Origin of the sequence: Nocardia suismassiliense, from assembly GCF_900269665.1 — a bacterium.
In the GTDB taxonomy this organism is placed as follows: Bacteria; Actinomycetota; Actinomycetes; order Mycobacteriales; family Mycobacteriaceae; genus Nocardia; species Nocardia suismassiliense.
Genome location: NZ_LT985362.1, coordinates 33773 through 51043, shown reverse-complemented (window position 1 = coordinate 51043; position 17271 = coordinate 33773). Strand labels below are relative to the sequence as shown.

Annotated in this window: 16 protein-coding genes; 8 read left to right on the top strand and 8 right to left on the bottom strand. The window is 64.4% G+C overall.

Features of this window, described 5'->3' with window-relative positions; translation table 11 throughout:
* Nucleotides 1-47 precede the first annotated feature (47 nt).
* Genes DBO33_RS41145 through DBO33_RS43350 form a run of 3 tightly spaced genes read right to left on the bottom strand, consistent with a single transcriptional unit; the run spans nucleotide 48 to nucleotide 1614 of the window.
* Complete coding sequence (locus DBO33_RS41145) at nucleotides 48-509, bottom strand: hypothetical protein (RefSeq protein WP_107661062.1); 462 nt, start codon at nucleotides 507-509, stop codon at nucleotides 48-50.
* Nucleotides 506-1441, bottom strand: coding sequence for an alpha/beta fold hydrolase (locus DBO33_RS41140; RefSeq protein ID WP_107661061.1), 936 nt, complete (start codon nucleotides 1439-1441; stop codon nucleotides 506-508). Before DBO33_RS41140 ends, DBO33_RS41145 begins: the two co-directional genes overlap by 4 nt.
* Nucleotides 1438-1614 carry a hypothetical protein gene (locus DBO33_RS43350; RefSeq protein ID WP_159080770.1) on the bottom strand — a complete coding sequence of 59 codons (177 nt, stop codon included), beginning with the start codon at nucleotides 1612-1614 and terminating at the stop codon, nucleotides 1438-1440. The genes DBO33_RS41140 and DBO33_RS43350 overlap by 4 nt, the downstream gene beginning before the upstream one ends.
* Nucleotides 1615-2791: 1177 nt before the next feature.
* On the opposite strand from DBO33_RS43350, the gene DBO33_RS41135 reads away from it, so the two are divergent.
* The 6 genes from DBO33_RS41135 to DBO33_RS41110 all read left to right on the top strand — a co-directional run bounded on the left by DBO33_RS41135 (nucleotide 2792) and on the right by DBO33_RS41110 (nucleotide 9763).
* Entirely contained in the window at nucleotides 2792-3535 is a 744-nt protein-coding gene (locus DBO33_RS41135) for a helix-turn-helix domain-containing protein (RefSeq protein ID WP_107661060.1), read from the top strand.
* Nucleotides 3536-3694: 159 nt separating this feature from the next.
* Nucleotides 3695-3931 (top strand): hypothetical protein, encoded by a 237-nt coding sequence (locus DBO33_RS41130; protein ID WP_159080768.1) that lies wholly within the window; start codon nucleotides 3695-3697, stop codon nucleotides 3929-3931.
* Complete coding sequence (locus tag DBO33_RS41125; protein WP_107661058.1) at nucleotides 3928-5745, top strand: zeta toxin family protein; 1818 nt, start codon at nucleotides 3928-3930, stop codon at nucleotides 5743-5745. The genes DBO33_RS41130 and DBO33_RS41125 overlap by 4 nt, the downstream gene beginning before the upstream one ends.
* A 20-nt stretch (nucleotides 5746-5765) precedes the next feature.
* On the top strand, nucleotides 5766-6713 hold the full coding sequence (locus DBO33_RS41120; protein ID WP_107661057.1) for a hypothetical protein: 948 nt from the start codon (nucleotides 5766-5768) through the stop codon (nucleotides 6711-6713).
* Nucleotides 6714-6784: 71 nt separating this feature from the next.
* Nucleotides 6785-8017, top strand: a complete 1233-nt coding sequence (locus DBO33_RS41115; protein WP_159080767.1) for a hypothetical protein — start codon at nucleotides 6785-6787, stop codon at nucleotides 8015-8017.
* 297 nt (nucleotides 8018-8314) lie between these two features.
* Nucleotides 8315-9763 carry a hypothetical protein gene (locus DBO33_RS41110; RefSeq protein WP_199857083.1) on the top strand — a complete coding sequence of 483 codons (1449 nt, stop codon included), beginning with the start codon at nucleotides 8315-8317 and terminating at the stop codon, nucleotides 9761-9763.
* 249 nt (nucleotides 9764-10012) lie between these two features.
* Here DBO33_RS41110 and DBO33_RS41105 read toward each other — a convergent pair whose 3' ends face one another.
* The 4 genes from DBO33_RS41105 to DBO33_RS41085 all read right to left on the bottom strand — a co-directional run bounded on the left by DBO33_RS41105 (nucleotide 10013) and on the right by DBO33_RS41085 (nucleotide 15165).
* The gene (locus DBO33_RS41105; RefSeq protein ID WP_107661055.1) at nucleotides 10013-10420 is read right to left on the bottom strand and encodes a hypothetical protein; all 408 of its coding nucleotides are present in this window, start codon (nucleotides 10418-10420) and stop codon (nucleotides 10013-10015) included.
* A 167-nt stretch (nucleotides 10421-10587) separates the two neighbouring features.
* On the bottom strand, nucleotides 10588-11010 hold the full coding sequence (locus DBO33_RS41100; protein WP_159080766.1) for a hypothetical protein: 423 nt from the start codon (nucleotides 11008-11010) through the stop codon (nucleotides 10588-10590).
* Between the two features lie 572 nt (nucleotides 11011-11582).
* The gene (locus tag DBO33_RS41090) at nucleotides 11583-13292 is read right to left on the bottom strand and encodes a hypothetical protein (protein WP_159080765.1); all 1710 of its coding nucleotides are present in this window, start codon (nucleotides 13290-13292) and stop codon (nucleotides 11583-11585) included.
* Between the two features lie 631 nt (nucleotides 13293-13923).
* Nucleotides 13924-15165: a DUF1173 family protein gene (locus DBO33_RS41085; RefSeq protein ID WP_159080764.1), complete on the bottom strand. Its 1242-nt coding sequence runs from the start codon at nucleotides 15163-15165 to the stop codon at nucleotides 13924-13926.
* A 192-nt stretch (nucleotides 15166-15357) separates the two neighbouring features.
* Between DBO33_RS41085 and DBO33_RS43345 the strand changes: the two genes are divergently transcribed.
* Nucleotides 15358-15870: a hypothetical protein gene (locus DBO33_RS43345; protein ID WP_159080763.1), complete on the top strand. Its 513-nt coding sequence runs from the start codon at nucleotides 15358-15360 to the stop codon at nucleotides 15868-15870.
* Nucleotides 15871-15880: 10 nt separating this feature from the next.
* Nucleotides 15881-16360, top strand: coding sequence for a hypothetical protein (locus tag DBO33_RS41080; RefSeq protein ID WP_159080762.1), 480 nt, complete (start codon nucleotides 15881-15883; stop codon nucleotides 16358-16360).
* 63 nt (nucleotides 16361-16423) lie between these two features.
* Here the strand turns inward: DBO33_RS41080 and DBO33_RS41075 are convergent, their stop codons facing one another.
* Complete coding sequence (locus tag DBO33_RS41075; protein ID WP_107661049.1) at nucleotides 16424-16825, bottom strand: hypothetical protein; 402 nt, start codon at nucleotides 16823-16825, stop codon at nucleotides 16424-16426.
* Nucleotides 16826-17271: the final 446 nt, after the last annotated feature.

Below are 17271 nucleotides of genomic sequence, written 5' to 3'. Positions count from 1 at the left end.
CTGAAGTGCTTGCGGAACAATGGATTTCGTGGTCGATACGTGAGCCATCAGCGGTGCCCTCCCGAGGTCAAGCGCGTCTGCAACCATCGGGTGCGGTTGTGGAGTAGACGTCCGCCCAGGCGCACCGGCGGGATGAATCCGGCCGTCGGGCCGTCGCTCAGGCGCAGGTTGGTCCAGCAGGATCCGGCGCGTAGCGAGGGCGCGTAGATCTGCGTGCACTCCACGCCGGTGGCCGCTGCGAGCCGACGGCAAATGCGGTGCAGGATGGTCAATGCCGCCCCCGCGCCGTTGGCGGCGCAGGTCGCGATGACCACGACGCCGAGCCCTGCCGAGCCGACCGCGACCGCGGCGTCGTCGTTGAAGCCTTCGACCGGTTGGTGCAGGACTAGCGGGGTGTGTTGGGAGCGCAGTGCCACCACGATCACGCCGTCTCCGGCATGACCAGCGGCCTGCTGCGCTGCCGCGAACGCGGCAGCCAGGGTGCTGGCTGGTGTCGGGTTCGCGGTCATCGTTGACTCCCGGCGGCTGCGGGGATGGGCCGGGCGAGGCGGTTGACGGCTGACAGGATTGCCGGAGCGGCCAGCTGCGGGTTGGTCAACGGCAGCGAATGCCCCGCTCCGGCTACGTGTTCGACGCGGGCTCCGGGCAGCCGGTCGGCCAACTGCTGGGGTTGGGTGGCGGGTACGAGCGTGTCGAATTCGGCGGTGATCAACCGGACCCGGGAAGTGGCCAGGGTGCGGACAGTGGTTTCGTGCAGTCTGTAGGTGGTGCAGTGGGTGCAGAGATCGGCGGTCACCCGGGGATCGACTGGCGATTGACTCGGGATCAGTTGGGCAAGGCCAGGTTTGGCGTGGGTGGCCAGCGTGCACAGCCTTTGGGACAGGTAGCGGTGCCCTGCGGCGTTGACGTTGTCGAGCAGTCCTCGGTGGCGCATCCATCGCACGCCCGCGGCGGCGGGCTTGAAGGCGCGCAGCGCCTCGCCCTCGTACTCCTCCCCCGCCGCGGCGAAGAGCACGACCTCGGCGAGGCGGGCGTGGACTTGGCGGGGATGGCGGCGCGCGTGTTCGAGAACGACGAAGCTGCCGATGCCGTGGGCGACGAGCACGATCGGTCCGCGAATGCTGTCTACGACATGGGCCAAGTCGTCGGCCAACACCGAGAAATCTGTCTTCGCGCGGCGGTGCGGCCAGCCGCTTCGTCCGTGACCGCGTGCGTCGAAGGCCAATTGCGTTGCCCGTGACCCGATTTGCGGATGCAACAGTTCGGTCAGCGGACCCCAGAAGTCCGTGCCCGACAACAGGCCGTGGACGTATAGCACCGTCAGCGCTGCGGCGCTGTCGCCGGTCTGGTTGAGCGCCAGGCGCATTCCGTCGCCGACGTCCAGAGTGCGGACCTGCTGGGGCAGTGGGGTCACAGCGCTGTCGAGATTGTGGAGATTCATCGGCGCACCTGGCCGGGTTCCGCCGGATTCAACGTCTCTGGCGGGTGGTAGAAGTCGTCAGCCTGCGCGACCGGTAGCACGGAGTCTGCGGTGGCGTCGACGGCGGAGTAGCAGGTCAAAGCGCCGATCATGGCCAGCACTGCTGCGCTGATCAGAAGGCGTTGCGATTGCACAGATTCGTCCAATGAGGAGGAGGGGTGGTGGTGGTGCGACGTGGGGGCGAGAACGCGACACAGCCGCGGCGGTGAGGCCGTCCGTTGGTGGCTGATCCGGGCGTTGCGCCCGGATCAGCCACCTGGATCACTCAGTGCGGCAACAGGTTGAGCACGATGTTGACGACATTGCTGACCGTGGCGCTCGCGCTGGCCGCGATCGACGCCAAGAGATTGACCATGCTGAGGATTCCGGCCATGAGGAGGGTGTTCCTTTCTTATGCGGTATGCCGGGCGCACACCGTCCTGGTGAGGCCCGCGCCGAGCCGCAGCTGGTTCAGCCGAGGTAGGCGCGGGGGTGGTAGCGGAGCCGCCGCAGAAGGTTCGGATCACAGCCGAGGCAGCGGGTTCGGCAGTCGCTGATGGCAGCGGTGGTCTGCTGACCGCGTTACCGGGCATGCGTAGCTCCCCCGTGTTCGAATCTGATCTGTTCCCGCGATTTCTCCGGATATCGCCCGGGTGCGCTTTCAGGGCGTCTCCGGGGGATATCGGTTAGCAGTCTCACCGGGGCCCGGTCGCGGTAGTCCTGCATCCCACACAGCCGGTGGGACATCGATTTTTCGATGCCCGTTGAGCAGCGGGAAAAGGTCTGGAAACGGCTGTGGCCGTGACGAAGGATCTTCGTCACGGCCACATTTCGGGGGAATCGCGACCTGCTACCGCATGCAGGGGGAGATGGGTCTCACAGGTCGCGGTCTTTGCAACTCCGGGGGTGGGAGCGCGCAGACATTAAAACGATAGCAATGCAGGGGTATCCGACGGAACAACCGAATCTTTCACAGCGTGTGCAGCTTCGGTGTCGAAGTTTTCTATTTTCTTCACACCATGTGCATGCCGATCAGCGACGTTGCTGCTCAGGCCCATTTTTTTCAACGGGAGGGTCTTCGATGAGTCCTGGATTGTGTTGCGGGTTTGTGTTCCAATTCTGATCGCTGATCCCAGGCTGATTTGACCGTTTCCAGCGACCGAGCATTTCCGCTCGATCCAGAGACGGGCACCGCTTCTAGTCGTCATCGGATGTGAAGAAGGGCAGTTCGTTCGGAAGCCCGATGTGCGATTGCGGAGGTTGCGCGGATCGGGGAAAGGGGATCATCTCGTGCCGGGGGACCAAACCGTAACCGTGGCGGCGCCACAACGAATGCTACTGCTGGGCCAGACGATGCGGCAATGCCGCGAACGGTCGAACATATCGCGCGACAAGTTAGCTCCTCGCGCGTACGTGACGTCATCCACATTGGAAAAGTGGGAAACCGGCGAACGAATGCCGACCTTGGACAAGCTGAAGTTCTGGTTCGCCTCGTTGAACGCCAACGATTGGTACCGCGAACGGATCATCAGTCTGTCCCAGCCCGCGTTGTTCGAATTGCAGATGCACTTGGGGGCCGGGGCGCGCCTGCCCGAACCGAGCGTGTCGGAGCTGCGGCACCTGGAACTGCTGCCGTTTCCTGCCTGCTACCGCAGACTGCCCACCTACGATCTCATGGCCGCCAACGCCGCGTTTCGGCGCCAATTCCCCGGTCTCGCACCAGCATCGCCCGCTGCGGCACGTCCGACCAACATCATCGAGTGGATGATGTTGTCACGACTGTCACGCCAGATAACCCAGGAGTGGGCCCGTCACGCGCACGTGATGGTCAACGCGCTGCAGGTGCTCTCCCCTGGCGTCGTGCCGCAGGACTACCTCGACGCCGTGGTCGCCTCCTGCAGCCGCGCGGGTGAGTTCCAGAAGATGTGGGACACCGATGTCAGCAGCGACGACATCCACGACACCGACCTGACGATGCTGCATCCCTCGCGCACCCGATGGGTGTCCTACATCGCCAGTTCCTATCGATCAGCGCCTCGCAGCAACTGGGACCTGCTGATGCTCACCCCGCGCTAACGGGTTCGCCGACGGTGTTGTTCACGAGTACTCGCCCTGATCTGCGGTGCCGCAGTCGCCGGCCACTTCCTCTAGCTCCACACCATCGGTGTGGGCTGGCATCCTCAGCGGCCTCCGATCCTCAACGCTGATCTGCGGACCCGAGATGTGGAGGCAATCATGAAAGACCGCACCCCGATTGATATCGGTGCGGTCGCGCGCTTCGAAACGGCCCAGCTCATCCTCTCGACACTCATCGGGTACGCCGGACCGCTCGCGGCTGGTGACGAACGCTGGGCGAGACAGCTCGACCAGTGGACACAACAGCTCCTCGCCCTGGCACCCGGCGACAGCGCAGCCGTGGCCCGAGTCCATGTCGTCGATGCCGTCACTCTGGCCAAGTTGGTGCTGCTGTGACTCGCCCGGAGCCCTCGCTGGCCCGCTACATCCTCCCCTCACACGAGGTCGACCGCGTCTATCGCAACCTTCTGTTGCCGATGCTCGCGGGCCTGAGCCCGCACGCACAACCGAGGGTGCTGGTTCTGACCGGGCACCCTGGCGCGGGGCACAGCGCGGTCGCCAAAGAGCTCAAAGCCCTCGAAGACGACGAAACCCGGCCCACCACAGCAGTTATCGACACCACGATGTTCCACAGATTCCACCGCGACTACTGGTCACTCTCCCTGCAGCCGCGCGGCCCTCGGGCTGCACGGAACAAGGTCGCGAACGCGGTGAGAGAGGCCGGCTGGACCCACCGGATCCTCACCGAAGCCGCGCGGCGACGCGTGAACGTGATCATCGTCGCCGACCCGGACACCGAGACCGACCTGGACACGGTGCTGGAACCGTTCACCTCGTCACCGGGCTCGTTGCAGGCCTACCACATCGAGGCGGGCCTGATGGGCACACACCGCGCCGAAAGCCTGCTGACGTGCCTTTCGGTTCACCAGCAATCCTACGAAATCCCCGGCCGCACACAAGAACCTGCACCGGAAACCCGCGATCACGATCGCGGATACTCCCACCAGCCCACTGTCGCGGACTGGCTGGACGAGAACCTGAAGGTCGACGCGATCAGCGTCTACCGTCGCGAAGCGATTCCGCCGGCCGGGGCAAGCCCGGTTTATGACCCGCACGCCGCGGGCACCGGCATTCCCTTCAGCTACCTGACCGGCGCGGTGGCACGCAAGACCAGGCTCGGCACCGGCCAATGGGGTGACTACAGCTACTCCATCGAACACGACGATCGGCGACTACCGACTCGCGCGGTGCTCGAGTTCGTCCGCAGCCGGCCGCTCAGCTATCCCGACAGCGTTGCCTTTCAACAGCTCTACGCGTTCGTGGGCGATCACATGCGCCCGGAATGGGCACCAGCACTGACCCGGGTTCGTGAAGATGCCGAGCAGATCCTCACCGGCGTGATCCTGCCCTATCCGAAGTACCGTCCCGACGCGGCAACACAGCGGGGCGGGATCCGAGAAGCCGTGGTGTTCGGTGACTTTCAGATACTGACCACCGCCGACGTGCTGGCCATCGCGGACCTGATGGAACAGTTCACCCACGTCGAGATCGCGGTGATCGATGAGAAGTCCCGCCCGCGCGTCCACCCTTCGGACGAGTTGCTCGACTTCTACGCAGAACTTCAGGCCCGCCTCGCCCCCGAGCGCAACCCGCTGACCGTTGAGGAACGCATTCGGGCAGTGACCGCCGCGATCCAAGCCTATGGCCTGCCTGGATCCGACATCACCGTCATCGCCGCGACCGCGCCGGAGCTGGCGCTTTCTGCACTCGACAATGACACCCACCCGACCTATCGGACAACCGTGGTGTCTCTGACCGATCCGTTCGACCTCTCCGACCGGGCCCGCAACGCGATCTATCGCCAGCTCCTGCCGCACGAGGTCGTTGAAGCAGAGCTCTCGCGCCCGCGACCGCGGCTCGAGGATCTGGCCAGCGCCTACCATCGCCGCGATCCACGCGCGCTGTCGGATCTCGCGGCAGGCTTTGTCGAGGTGTTCTGTGAAATCGACGGCCCGGCAAGGATGTTCGGCCCCCCACCAGCGGACCCAACGCCAAGCGCCCAAGACGTACACGCCTCCGCCGTCGGCGCTCACGACAGGCCGCGATTCGACCCCCGCACCCGATTCAACGCCTATGACCCCCACGGATTCGACCCTGCCCCGCCGGGCCCCGAACCCGACATCGGCGAACTCGGGCAGTCAGGCCCCTAACCCCCGCGAAAGGAAAAGACATGGCCGACCTCACCGGCACACCCGGCCGCGGGCTCGATCCCGTCGGCGACATACCTCGCTGGCCATCCTCGGCTGCCAGCGGCACCCTCAACCACTTCACTGCGCTGATTCTCGCCTTCCGCGGAGATGCCCGTGAGGCAGAAGCAGGTGCAGGCCGCACACCCATCGTCGAGGACTTCATAGCCAGGCGGCGCGCCGAACTCAGATTCGACATCAATCACGCCGACGACATCATCAACGACCGCGACCGCACGCGGTTGCTCGACGCACTCGATCGCGCCGACAGCCACGAACTGCCTTTGTTCGCCCCGCCGCAGCCCTCCGTGTGGCAACGACTCCGAGCAGCAGTCACGACCGTCTTCACCCGTGCGGCCACAGCGCAACCGGTGGCGCCAGGGCCTGATCACCTGCCAACCGTCGCACCTGTCCCGGCATCACGGCCCAGCCCAGCGCCACCGCGCCAGGCGGTGCCCAGTGCGACTCGCGCCGAGATTATGCGCCAGCTCGATATCCTGCCTGAGGCCGCATTCACCGAAGTCCGCCAGATCGGTCGCTCGCGGACAGCGGAGAAAATCATCGAGGCCCTGGATCGCGGCGTCCTCGACAACGAGATGGCCGACCGGGCGCGAATCGTCGTCGGCGCTGTTGTCGAAGACGCGCAGGCCAACATCAAGTTCACCAGGGAGCCAGTCGCACTGGTCGTCCATCCGCACCAATTCGATATGTGGCACGAGGCCCGACCGTATCTGCCGGGAACGCCCGAACTCGACACGCCCACAACACCGATGGACCTCTCGGCAGTGTTCGAATCCGGTGCCGAGATCGCGGCCCTGGCACGCCCGAGCACCCTGTCGCGCGGTCAGGACCCGAGCGCCGGCACCGACATCACACCGGCCGCCCACGAGCTGGCGGCGGGGGTGGACGCCGCGCCGGCCGCCGGAATCTGAGGGCCCACGCTGGCCGTGTTCGTTCCCTTATTCCATTCCGCGACAACATAATTCATGACGAGGAACCCGCAATGGCTGACATCATCGACTCTGACTCTTCCGTAACCCAACGTCCCGTCAACGCGGTGACCGGCACGCGCACCAGCGGCCCTACCTACTCCGACGCGACGGTGCGTCGGGTGCAAGCCATCTACTCGACATGGAAGGACGCAAATCCCGACGAGGATTCACCGCCTGCCTCTGTTCGCAAGAGCATCAGCCGTGAGCTGCGCAAACATCGCCGCGTGATGGAAGTCGAACGCGCCGCGGCGCGTTCGACGATTGCGATGTTGCTCCGCGATTTCTGGGCGGCGGCCAGCGCCAGCAAGATCGCTGAGCGCGACCGTCGACACCAGAATGCTGTACAAGCCAACGACGCGGCCGCACAACAGGACCTGGGCCCCATCGAACTGCCGCAGCACCTGGTCGAGCAGCGCAACGACCTGAAGAACACGATCGAGACGATCCGGGGGCTCACCGATTACGAGCGCACCCACGCACTGATGCTGTTGCAGTTCGACCATGACCTCGGTGTCCGAGTATTTCCGATCGATCTCAAACTCCGACGTGACGTACTGCGCCATCAAATCGACCAGCTCAAGCAGCGGATGGGGATCGGGCTATCACAATTGCGCGGCACCGCAGCCACGCTCGCTTCTCGTGTTGCCGGCCAGAGTGCCGGCACCGAAGCCGACGGCCGCGATGCCGGCGAAGGCCTCGCGGCTGACGCCGAGCCAGATGCCGAGGTAGTCCCCGCCGAGTCGGCACCCGATAGTGTCGATGCATCTGACCTCACGGTCCCCGGAGACGACCGTGAATTTGACCAGGAGCGGGCCCTCGATTGGCTCGCACGCCTACCTGAGCTTGCGGCCCGCGAGCAGTTCCCCAGCACCCTGCTCACAAAGCTGCACAAAAGCCTCGAGGGCGCTCCTCCAGAGGTCGAGGATCGTGCTCTGTGCATCGGTATCAAGATCATCCAGCACAGGCTCCTCAACGTCGATTTCGCTGATGATCCCCGAGATTTGATGCAGCTCGACGAACCCCGCTATGAGCATTGGGAAGCCACGACCCGCATTCAGCTGGCCGAGGCCGAATCGGACAGTCCTGCCGACGACTCAGCGCTCGGGGCAGCGATGATGACCCAAACAACCCGCGCTGCAGCACAATCCACCATTGCCGACAAGGGCAGCCGCCTTGTGTCCGAGCCTGTGCAGCCCGGTGCTCTGATGGTCGACGACGGTGCCGCAGTGGCGGTTGGTGCCTGACTGCCGCATAACACTTCGATTGCCGGCGGCCATGCGGCGTCAGCCAGGCCACTCACGGACGCCGGTCCACTCACTTCCTGATACTGCCGCCATTTCAGACTCGCACGAGCACCACACATTCATCGGGACCAACGTCCACCTAAACCCCTCAGGCTCGGACGATTTCGTTGATCATGCTGCGTCGCCCCGTCGGGCTTGGCGACCCCATTTCGCTTTTGTATGACACACCGACGGTAGGCCCCCCGCGGGTGAGATCGCGCATCTCGGGATCGGTGACTCGTCCATAGCGTGATTCGGGTGAACCCAACGGACTTGACGCTATCGGCGGCGCTGCCATCGTTAGGCACATGGCCCGGGATCGCTGACGGACTCTCCCCCAACGAGCCGCCCGCCAAAGTCGTTCTCTCCTATGGCCTCGGGGTCGACAGCTCGGCGTTGCTGCTGCGCTGGATTCACGACCCCAGTTGCCGTGACTTCGAACTGGACGATCTCGCGGTCGTTGTTGCGATGGTCGGCAGCGAATGGGATCAGACGATCAGCGATGTCACCGAAGTAATTCTGCCCGTGCTCGCCGAGCACGGTATACGATTCATTCAAGCCGGTCGTGGTCGTTCTCGCGCTGGCAATGACGGCTCCGGGGTCGTGATCTTCGCCGATTCACGAACACCTCACGGACTCCACGCTGCGGGTGCCTACACACTTCTTACCGAAATGCACTCCGCCGCAACGGTCCCCCAGACCGGCGGACGTAGGGCCTGCTCGATCTCGTCAAAGGGCGAGGTGCTCGACCCTGTGATCGCCGCGATCACTCACGGGCTGCCATTTCGCCACGCCATGGGATACGAAGCCGCTGAGCTTTCCCGTGCGCGCAAGGACGCTAAGGAGAACACCGCAACACGCCGTGGCGAGTATCCGCTGATCGAATGGGGTTGGACGAGAGAGACAGCGCAGCAATACCTTCGGGAAACGACCGGGCGCGAATTTCGCAAGTCGGCCTGCACTTTCTGTCCCTTCGCTCTCTCGACACAACGCGGTCGTGACGCCACCTTCGCTGAGTACGCCAAGAACCCCGATGCGGCAGCCACCGCGCTGCTGATGGAGCGAACTGCGATATCGCTCAACCCCAGACAAGGACTGATCCGCGGCCAACGGCTTTCTGATCACCTGCGCGCTGCCGGGCTGGGGGCAATTGTCGACCGATTCGAACAGGCTCTCGCCGACGAACCGCACGCGCTATATGAACTGCGCCGTGGCGCGCGCCCCACGAAGAAGAACCCGGCCAAGACGAAGCCGGCCCGGTCGGTGCGTGCGATCGACGTTGGCTCGGTCGAGGAGATGAACGCCTGGCTGACCGGTGAGCCGCTGCAGGTGAAGGTTGGTCTGGACGCGTACGGAGAGCCTGTTCTTGCACCCACGGCGACCGTACTCGGTGAGGACGGCATCGCACGCGCCTACGTCGCCGAGCGTGACCGCACTGGAGCCCATCAGCTCGAGCACTTCTTCGTCGTCGCACCTGCTCATGTCCAGGACAAGGTCACAGATGCCGGGTTCGGTGCGTGGTGGGAAATGGTGACCCACACCGACATGTCACTATTCACACCACCCGACCTGCTCGCCACGGTGTCGACACGCACCGAGTCCACACCCGCAGGAACTGGTGCGGCCCGATTTGATGCACCGGCGGTTGGATTCCCAGACATTGATATTGATGTCGCTACCGCCGGGACCGCGATCGGAGCCAGCTGATGCGACCTGAGTGCGGTCCAACACCACAGCCACACAAGGCATCCGGCTCACACTCGTCGGCCGCTGGCTGCGCCCACCGCTGACTGCGCGGCGACAGTGGAAGCCCGCACGCTTGGCGACGCTCAACAGCTCCGGCAGTCGACGACGACGCGGTGAGTGCAGCCTGAGAACGTGGACGTTCACGCAGCGTCGGAGTTGAGCGAGTTCGGATGGTTTGCGACTTTCAGGAGGCTGAGCACGCCCCGCCGATCACGGTGCGATGTGCTGCGCTTCGTACCAGGCTCCGCTGCTCTCCCAGTCCGGAGGTGCCGATCTGCCGCGGTCCAGCAGTTCCTGCAAATGCTCGGCTTCATCGCGGTTGCCAGCCAAGATCGCCTCACGCACATACCCACTGATCATGCGCCGGAGTCGGCGATCGACGAGCAGTCGGCGGCCGTCATCGGCGTAGCGAAGACCGTCCTGGGATTCGCGCAGTCTCTCCCGCGCATTGTGAGGGGTCACCCGGGCTCGACGCCACCGCGGCGTCTGGCCAACGCGTGACCACAATTTGTCCGCGAGATCCCGCGACGCGAGCGATGCCAGGTCGCCGATCAGGATCGCGTCCTTCAGAAGCCGCTCGTCACGACGCCGTCGAACAAACTTAAGCGGCGATTCCATAGCGCACCCCTCCCGATAGCCATTCACCTATTTCGGCCTCCGGACCGAAGACTAATCACATCGCTGCGCCGCCAGCAACGCTCCACCACATCATCTGCACCGGATTGCCCGGTCGACCGGTAAACGACGCCGTATTGCCTCACAGTTGCGGCAACGATTTCGGGGTGTCAGGGGTGGCTGAGGTTGTGGAGCTGGGTACGTCTGCTGGTGAGGTGGTCGTGGTAGACGTCGGGGGCGAGTGGCCGGTAGGCGCCGGTGTCGGGGCTGTCGGCGAGTTGTGCGTGGAGTTTTCCTAGTTCATATTCGATGCGCTGATCCGTCGGCCAGTCAAGGAGCGGGAGCTCGCGCGCGACGAAGTAGTTGACCCTGAGTTCGTCGAGGCCTTTGGACTGTTGCTGTGGGGTCAGGTTATCCGGAAGCATGGCTGCCTGCATCTTCGGCAGTTTTTCGGTGTGCATGTGGGGGGTGATCCCTGCGGCGGTAAGACGCTGGCGCAAGACTTCGCGTTGATCGGAATCGTAGGGGTCAAGGTGGGCGAGTAGACCAGCAACGGTCTCAGCCAGTTGGGCACGCCCGGAGGAGGCGGGCATAGGTAATGCCATGTTCTGGGGTGTCCGTCCTCGTGTGCGGGTGGGGCGCTATTGGTCGGCGATGGCTGCGGTGGCCTGCGCAGCTGCGGCCGCCATACACCTGAGGTGAGGCCGGGTGACGAGCACGACCTGGCGGCCCTCACAATGTTCACACACCTGCTCATCGTGGCGGCCGCCGTCACAAGCAGAGCATACGAGGGTGTCCACGGGATGACCGGTTCCTAGGCACAGCGTGCAATCCCCGTCGTTGCCGCTCATATGGGAGTTGATGTCGGCGGCAGTGACGCGTGTGCAGAACATGAGGTTGTTGTCCTTCGGTGTGTCCTATGTCCTTCGGAGTGTCCTACGTGGTGTCCATCGCGGAGGCGGTGGCGCGGGAGTGAACCTGCCATCGTCCGTGGATACCGGATGCCTCCAACATACGACAGCCGAGTCGGTTATTCGGTGGGGAGCTGGGTTGTTAGAAGGCAGTCGGTGAAGGTGTGCTCCACAGGTGGGTGCAGTGCTGGGCTCCGGCGGCTATCGACCGCTGGGCATGACGCGCGAGGCGCGCTGCCATCCCAGCGGTCGATTCAGACTCCGCTGGTGGTGATGAGTTCGTTTGCGGCGGTGCCGTTTTGGTCGGCTACCGGAGTCTGGCTGAGTTCCGTTGACGCTGATTCGTCGCTGGCTTCTCTGACCAATCGGGACATGGTGTCGTCGTAGGCGGCGTTGAGTGCGGCTTCCTCGGCCCGACCGACATCGGCGCGGCAGGACTCGAAAACCCGGTTGAGATCGTCCACGGTCGCCGCTGCTCGCAATGTCCGCAACATCGCGTCGAGCAGCATGTTGCGTTGTTTGCGCCCTGCTCGCTGGACGGCGGGGTGGTCGAGATCGACTTTGCGATCGGCGAGCTTGTCGCGCTTGAGCCTCAGGTCACTCAAAGTGGTCGCGTTCGACAGGAATGCGGGCGAATCGACCACATGAATCAGGTAGTGACGCTGCGCTTCATAGGCTGCATCCAGGAGTGGATCGTTGCCGCCTGGCCGCTGTTGATGTTCGGCGTAGAGGCGCTCGAGATCGGGGGTTGATGCGGTAGCGAACAGTTCGTTCGCCAGCATCTCGATCGGCACCGGCATGGTGTAGGGCGTCGAAAGGGTCGCTGGGTCGAATTGCAGCTGGTCGAAGATGAGTGCCGCCACGGTCAGGTCGGGGACCGCTCGCGGTAGTGGCCCGTGCAGTTGCGGCGCAGCGACCAGCCTTGGCGGTGCGAGTGCTCGCAACACCAGGTATGCGTCGACCTGGCCGAGGAGTTCACGGGGAAGGTCGCGACGTTGCAGCAGTGCCTCGATCTCGGTGGCCCCCTCCTCGGCGGGCACGGTAGCCGCGCGTGAGGTCGCGACGACGATCCCCCGGAACTCCTTGAGGGTTCGCATCAGCAGCCGCCATCGATTGTTTGGCTGGGTCCAATGCCCTCTCTCCGGATGCACGTCGGCGTATGGGTCGACATCGAGCCTGCCTTGTGCGGTTTCGCTACACAGTGCTTGGACGGTTGCGCCTGCTCTGGTGATGTCGGACAGCGCGGTCACCGAGTTGATCACGAGCACGACCGGCGCGCGATTGGCCTCGGCCTCTGCAGCGGCATAGCGGGCGACTTCGCGAATGCGATCGAGCATGCAGCGCCAGCTGCCGTCATGGTCGAGCAGCTGGCACCGGTCAGAGTCGGCGGGAATGTGGTCGTTGCCGTCGCGGTGGCTTGGAGCGTCGAGCCAGAATCCCGCGCCGACACGGTTGTCCTCGGTGAGCAGGGCGACGATCATCCTGATGGCCTCACCCCACATGGCTGGGTCTGCGTCGATCAAGGTCAGCGAAGACGAGGGGCCCTGCGGTCGGCAGGTCTTGATCTTGTCGGCCAGAGACTGGGCGGCGTCCGCTGCGCGACCCGAGGGGGCTTTCATGACACTCCTGGTGATGGGCCTGAGCCCCGTTCGCGTGAACTCTTGCCGGAGGGGCGAACGGGGCTTACATAATTCAGGGATTCGACCGATGGGGGGGCGACGGTGATGAATAGATCGCGATGTGAAATCGACGCTATCACCGGCCGGACTTCTCTGCAAATCATAACGAAATAATGTGCATAATACGAGACTCGCAGCGCGCTCTGCGGTCTCCCGCCGAGCCGATGGGACGCATGGGCGCGAACCGTCAGACAGCGGACCGCGCCACGAAAGATGCTGCGCGGGAACCATCTCCGCGAGCGGCATACCGCTCGCCAGGGCGGCAGCCAGTACGCCCGATGTCACGGATCCGACGCCGCGCGCGGAACTACTCGACCAACTACTCCAATCGCATCACTACGTCACTGTGACACTCAATTGAGCTATAGCAATTAAGAACCAGCACGGCGATAAGGCGCACCCGCCGCTGACTACCAATATGGCTACTTGGTCACAACGGCATCGCATCGGCCCTGACTGCTCCCGGCTGACGGAGAGGCAGTAGGGATGTTCACCCGATCTCGGCTGACAGCTCGCGTGCAGTCGTGCGCCTTCATCGATCAGGGAGGTGTGCTCCGGTAGGCCGGGCGCCTGGTCTGGGATCAGCGATCCGGCGCGGCGATGATGATGGGCCATTGGTCGGACCCCGTGCCCGGGTGGGACGATGAGGATGAAATAGCATGCAGGCGTTGCGCATCCTTGGTGGACGGGTGTTCCCGGGTGCCGCTAGGTATCGAAGCTCGCATTCAAGTTCTCGAAATCAGAGAGCGTGTTGGGTACACGCGCGAACCGCATCTGCCTTCGAGTCACTGGGGGCCGTGGCGGCTGGCCTTCCCCGCAAGGGGTGAAGTAGCGGGGTCTCATCGGCCCAAGCGTTGCGCCGCCTCACACGACCCCGCGACGTGGACGCCAGCTGGCCAAGTGAGGGTGTGGTCGGTCAGCTCTCGTGGGGCGAGGATCGGCGGTCGCGTTCTGCGGTGCGGGGATGGGTGAGCGATGGCATGGGTCCATCGACGTTCCACTCGTAGAGATGCTTGCCTGCGTAGAAGGCCTGCTTGTCGCGTTTGCGGGCAAGATAATCCTTGTCGGTTCGGCCCCAAACTTCGAACACCGCGTACGGGTCCTCGTCGGTCAGGACGAAATCGGGCAGTACCAGGTCCTCTCGGTCGTAGATCAGTGGTTTGACGAACGCTCTCTTGGCTTTGACCAGGGCGTCGGCGGCACGGACCTCGTGTGAGGAATCGGCTGGGATCCACAGGTGGTTGGTCAGCATGAGCGAGGCGTCGACGGCGACGGTGTAGCCCTTGGCCGAGCGTTCAACGTAGGCGAACAGGACCCTGCGCCCGTCTGCGTCCGCGGCCGCCTTCGACATCGCACTGCGGTAGGAGGAGAGGAGGCGCTCGTGCAGCGTGGTGCGCACGAACACCTGCCGGGCGCGCTGGCCGGCCAGTTGGTAGCGGTGCCCGTAGGTGGTTTGTGTGGTTCGCTCGAGCACGCCGAGCACGAACCCGCGCCGTTTGTGGGTGGGTGTGCTGTTCAGGGTGCCCAGCCAGGTGTCGAAGGCGATGGTGTTGTCGGTGCCGCGCGTGTACGGCGGAACCACGTAGAGCACGTCGCTGCCTGGTTGTCCGTTGATGGTGCACCCGGCGATGTGGTCGCGCAGCATCGCTGTCACCAACGCCCATGTGCGGCCATGGTTTCCGGGATGCCATGTGGTCAGTCCTGATTCTTCCCACAAGTAGTGCAGTAAGCCCGTCGGCCCGATACTGGAGCGCCCAAGGGCCGGATTCGTCGAGCGGGTGATCGGTTCGTCGGTGGCCTCGGCCAGGGTGCTCGTCAATGGGCCCGCGAACTTGATCAGCGCGCCGCCGTCGTCAGTGGGTCGGATGGCCGACAGTTGGTAGGCGGTTTGCCCGGTCAGTTCTGGGTCCAGGCGGTGAAAGGCGCACCGCGGGTCATGTCTGGCGCCGGTGCGGGGCCAACAGGCTAAGGAATACCGCCCGCTTCGGCAGCGGGTGACCAACGGTAGTGGGGATGGCCGCTGGCACAGACACCGTGCCGACTTGTCTGCCCAGGCCCGCGACAACAGCCATTCCGATCCATCTGGATCGTCGCGGACTTCGTCGTAGGGTACGGCGCGGCCGTCGAGCTGAACCCACGTGCGATAGTGCGATTCCATGGCGTCTCCCCAACCCGGTGCTGCTCGGTTCACCGTAGCGCCGCGCGGCGACATACTTGGGTCATCGGCGAACGCATCAAGTGTGCTGGTGCGGCGAGGCGAAAGGTCTTCGGGAGCCTTGTCTTTGGCCGGTATCGCACTCGCGGATGGCGCTACGGCGATATCCTCGAAGGTGGCTGGCAGGGGGCCACAATGCGCAGGGGACTCGTCGTTTTCGTCGCCACCGTGATGGCGTTCATTCCTACCGGCGCGGGCGCAGCTGAGCCCGCGCCCGACATCATCCGCGTCGGGAGCCGTGTGTGGGTATCGGTGCCCTATCTCCGTGCGCATCCGGAGGTGTTGCCCGGCATCGAAATGCGTGACGGGCAGGCGCGTTTCGTCACCGCCCGCGGCGGGCGGCATTGCGATGGACAGGCCTGTGTGCGCATCGTCGGCGACGGCCTGTTCGTCGACCGGTTCGAGACGACGTATTACAGCAATGGCAGCGAGGGCCCCAAACATGCCCACTTCATGTGGACACCGGCCGGTGCTGGGGTACCGCAGTCGGTGTTCCACTACGACATCGCGCCTGGTCCTGATGAGGTAGGCCGGCCTGGGGTCTATTACGACACCGAGGGTCCGACCGGGGTGTTCGCCGCAGGCTCCCGTGCCTGCGCTGAATGGATTCCGGGCAGCGGAGTACCGTGCCTGAGCATCAAACGCTGAGGAGATGGTCGTGGACGATATCCCTGTAAGCCAGGTTTATACGGACGGATCGCTGAGCTGGCACATCACCGCGAACGACGCTCCGGTTGCCGTCGGCAACCAGCTACCGGGCGTCGAGACCCTCAACACCACACTGCACATCAGCGGGCCAGGGGTCGAGCATGCGTGGGGCTGGGCGGGTCCGAAACTGTATCCGGGCACTCGCGTGCACCATGGTTACAGCGAATGTGACGGGCTGCCGATGTTCGTCTTGGTGCAGTTCGATCCCACCTTGAAGGCGGTGCACGTCGAGACCACCCGCCGCACCATCACGGTGGCCGCGGCCGGGCTGCCGGTCCACTTCGGCTTGAAGTTCACCGCCTTGCCCCTGACCGCCGAGGAAGAACTGATCTCGGTCTATGGCGACGAGGACACCGGACAGCCCGGATGGAATCCGCCGGTGACCCTGCCGCCGAACGCTACATCCGGATGGTTGCCGGCACCGGACTGATCGGACCGGGGCACAGTGAGCGGTATGCAGTGAGGCTCGGTCACCTGCACGGCCGTGACCTTTTCAGGAGTTCCCTCGGCCCGGGGCCCCGGTGGCTCCATCGTCCTCGTCGTCGGCGAGATCGAATTGCTCCCGGAGCATCGCGAGGTCCTCGTCGGAGGGCGGAGCGAACATGAACGTGCCGGGCGGAAGATCATCGAGACCCATGATCCAGCAGATTTGACGCAAGGTGTTATCGACGAGCCCGGCGTTGTCCAGGACGTTGCGGATCGAGTGCACGATGTTGGCTGCCGCATGCCCCCATCGAGCGGCCTGTTTGCGTTCCTCGGCCGTGGCGATGCCGTCGCCGACTCGGCGCAATAGCTCGTGCAGCTGCTCGGCGCTCAGCTCGTCCAGCGCTCGAGCGGCCTGCTCCTCCAGCGTAATAATGTCCGGCAGCGGTTGCTCTTCTGAGTTCTCGGTCATCGTCTTGCCTCGGCTTTCGACTGAGGTCGAACTATAGAACCGCCCGGCACCCCAGACCCTGGGTTCGAGAGAGATCGATATCTCCGGCTGCTCACAGCCTGCCCCTCGGGCGGCAGCCCCGTATCCCCGCTGACCCATAATGCTCGTCGACTGCACCGAATTCCACCTGCCAGACCAACTACGGACGGTCGCTGCGCCCCGGAGCCCCAGCGGGCCGGGGATGAGCCAACCCCGACAGCCCACCAAATCGGTGCTCCGGCACCGGTGGTTTCATCGGTGCTGTCGCGCTGCGGTGCGGTCTCGTCGGCTTCTCTTCGGGGTCGAGCTGGCATCTGGCCACCGACACCGCGTGCGACCCGCCCATACCAGCCGCCGAGCGTCTGGTAGGGGCGATAATGGTTGAAAGCCGTTGTCACACAAGGTGTCCGAGATCAGGGTGCAAACAG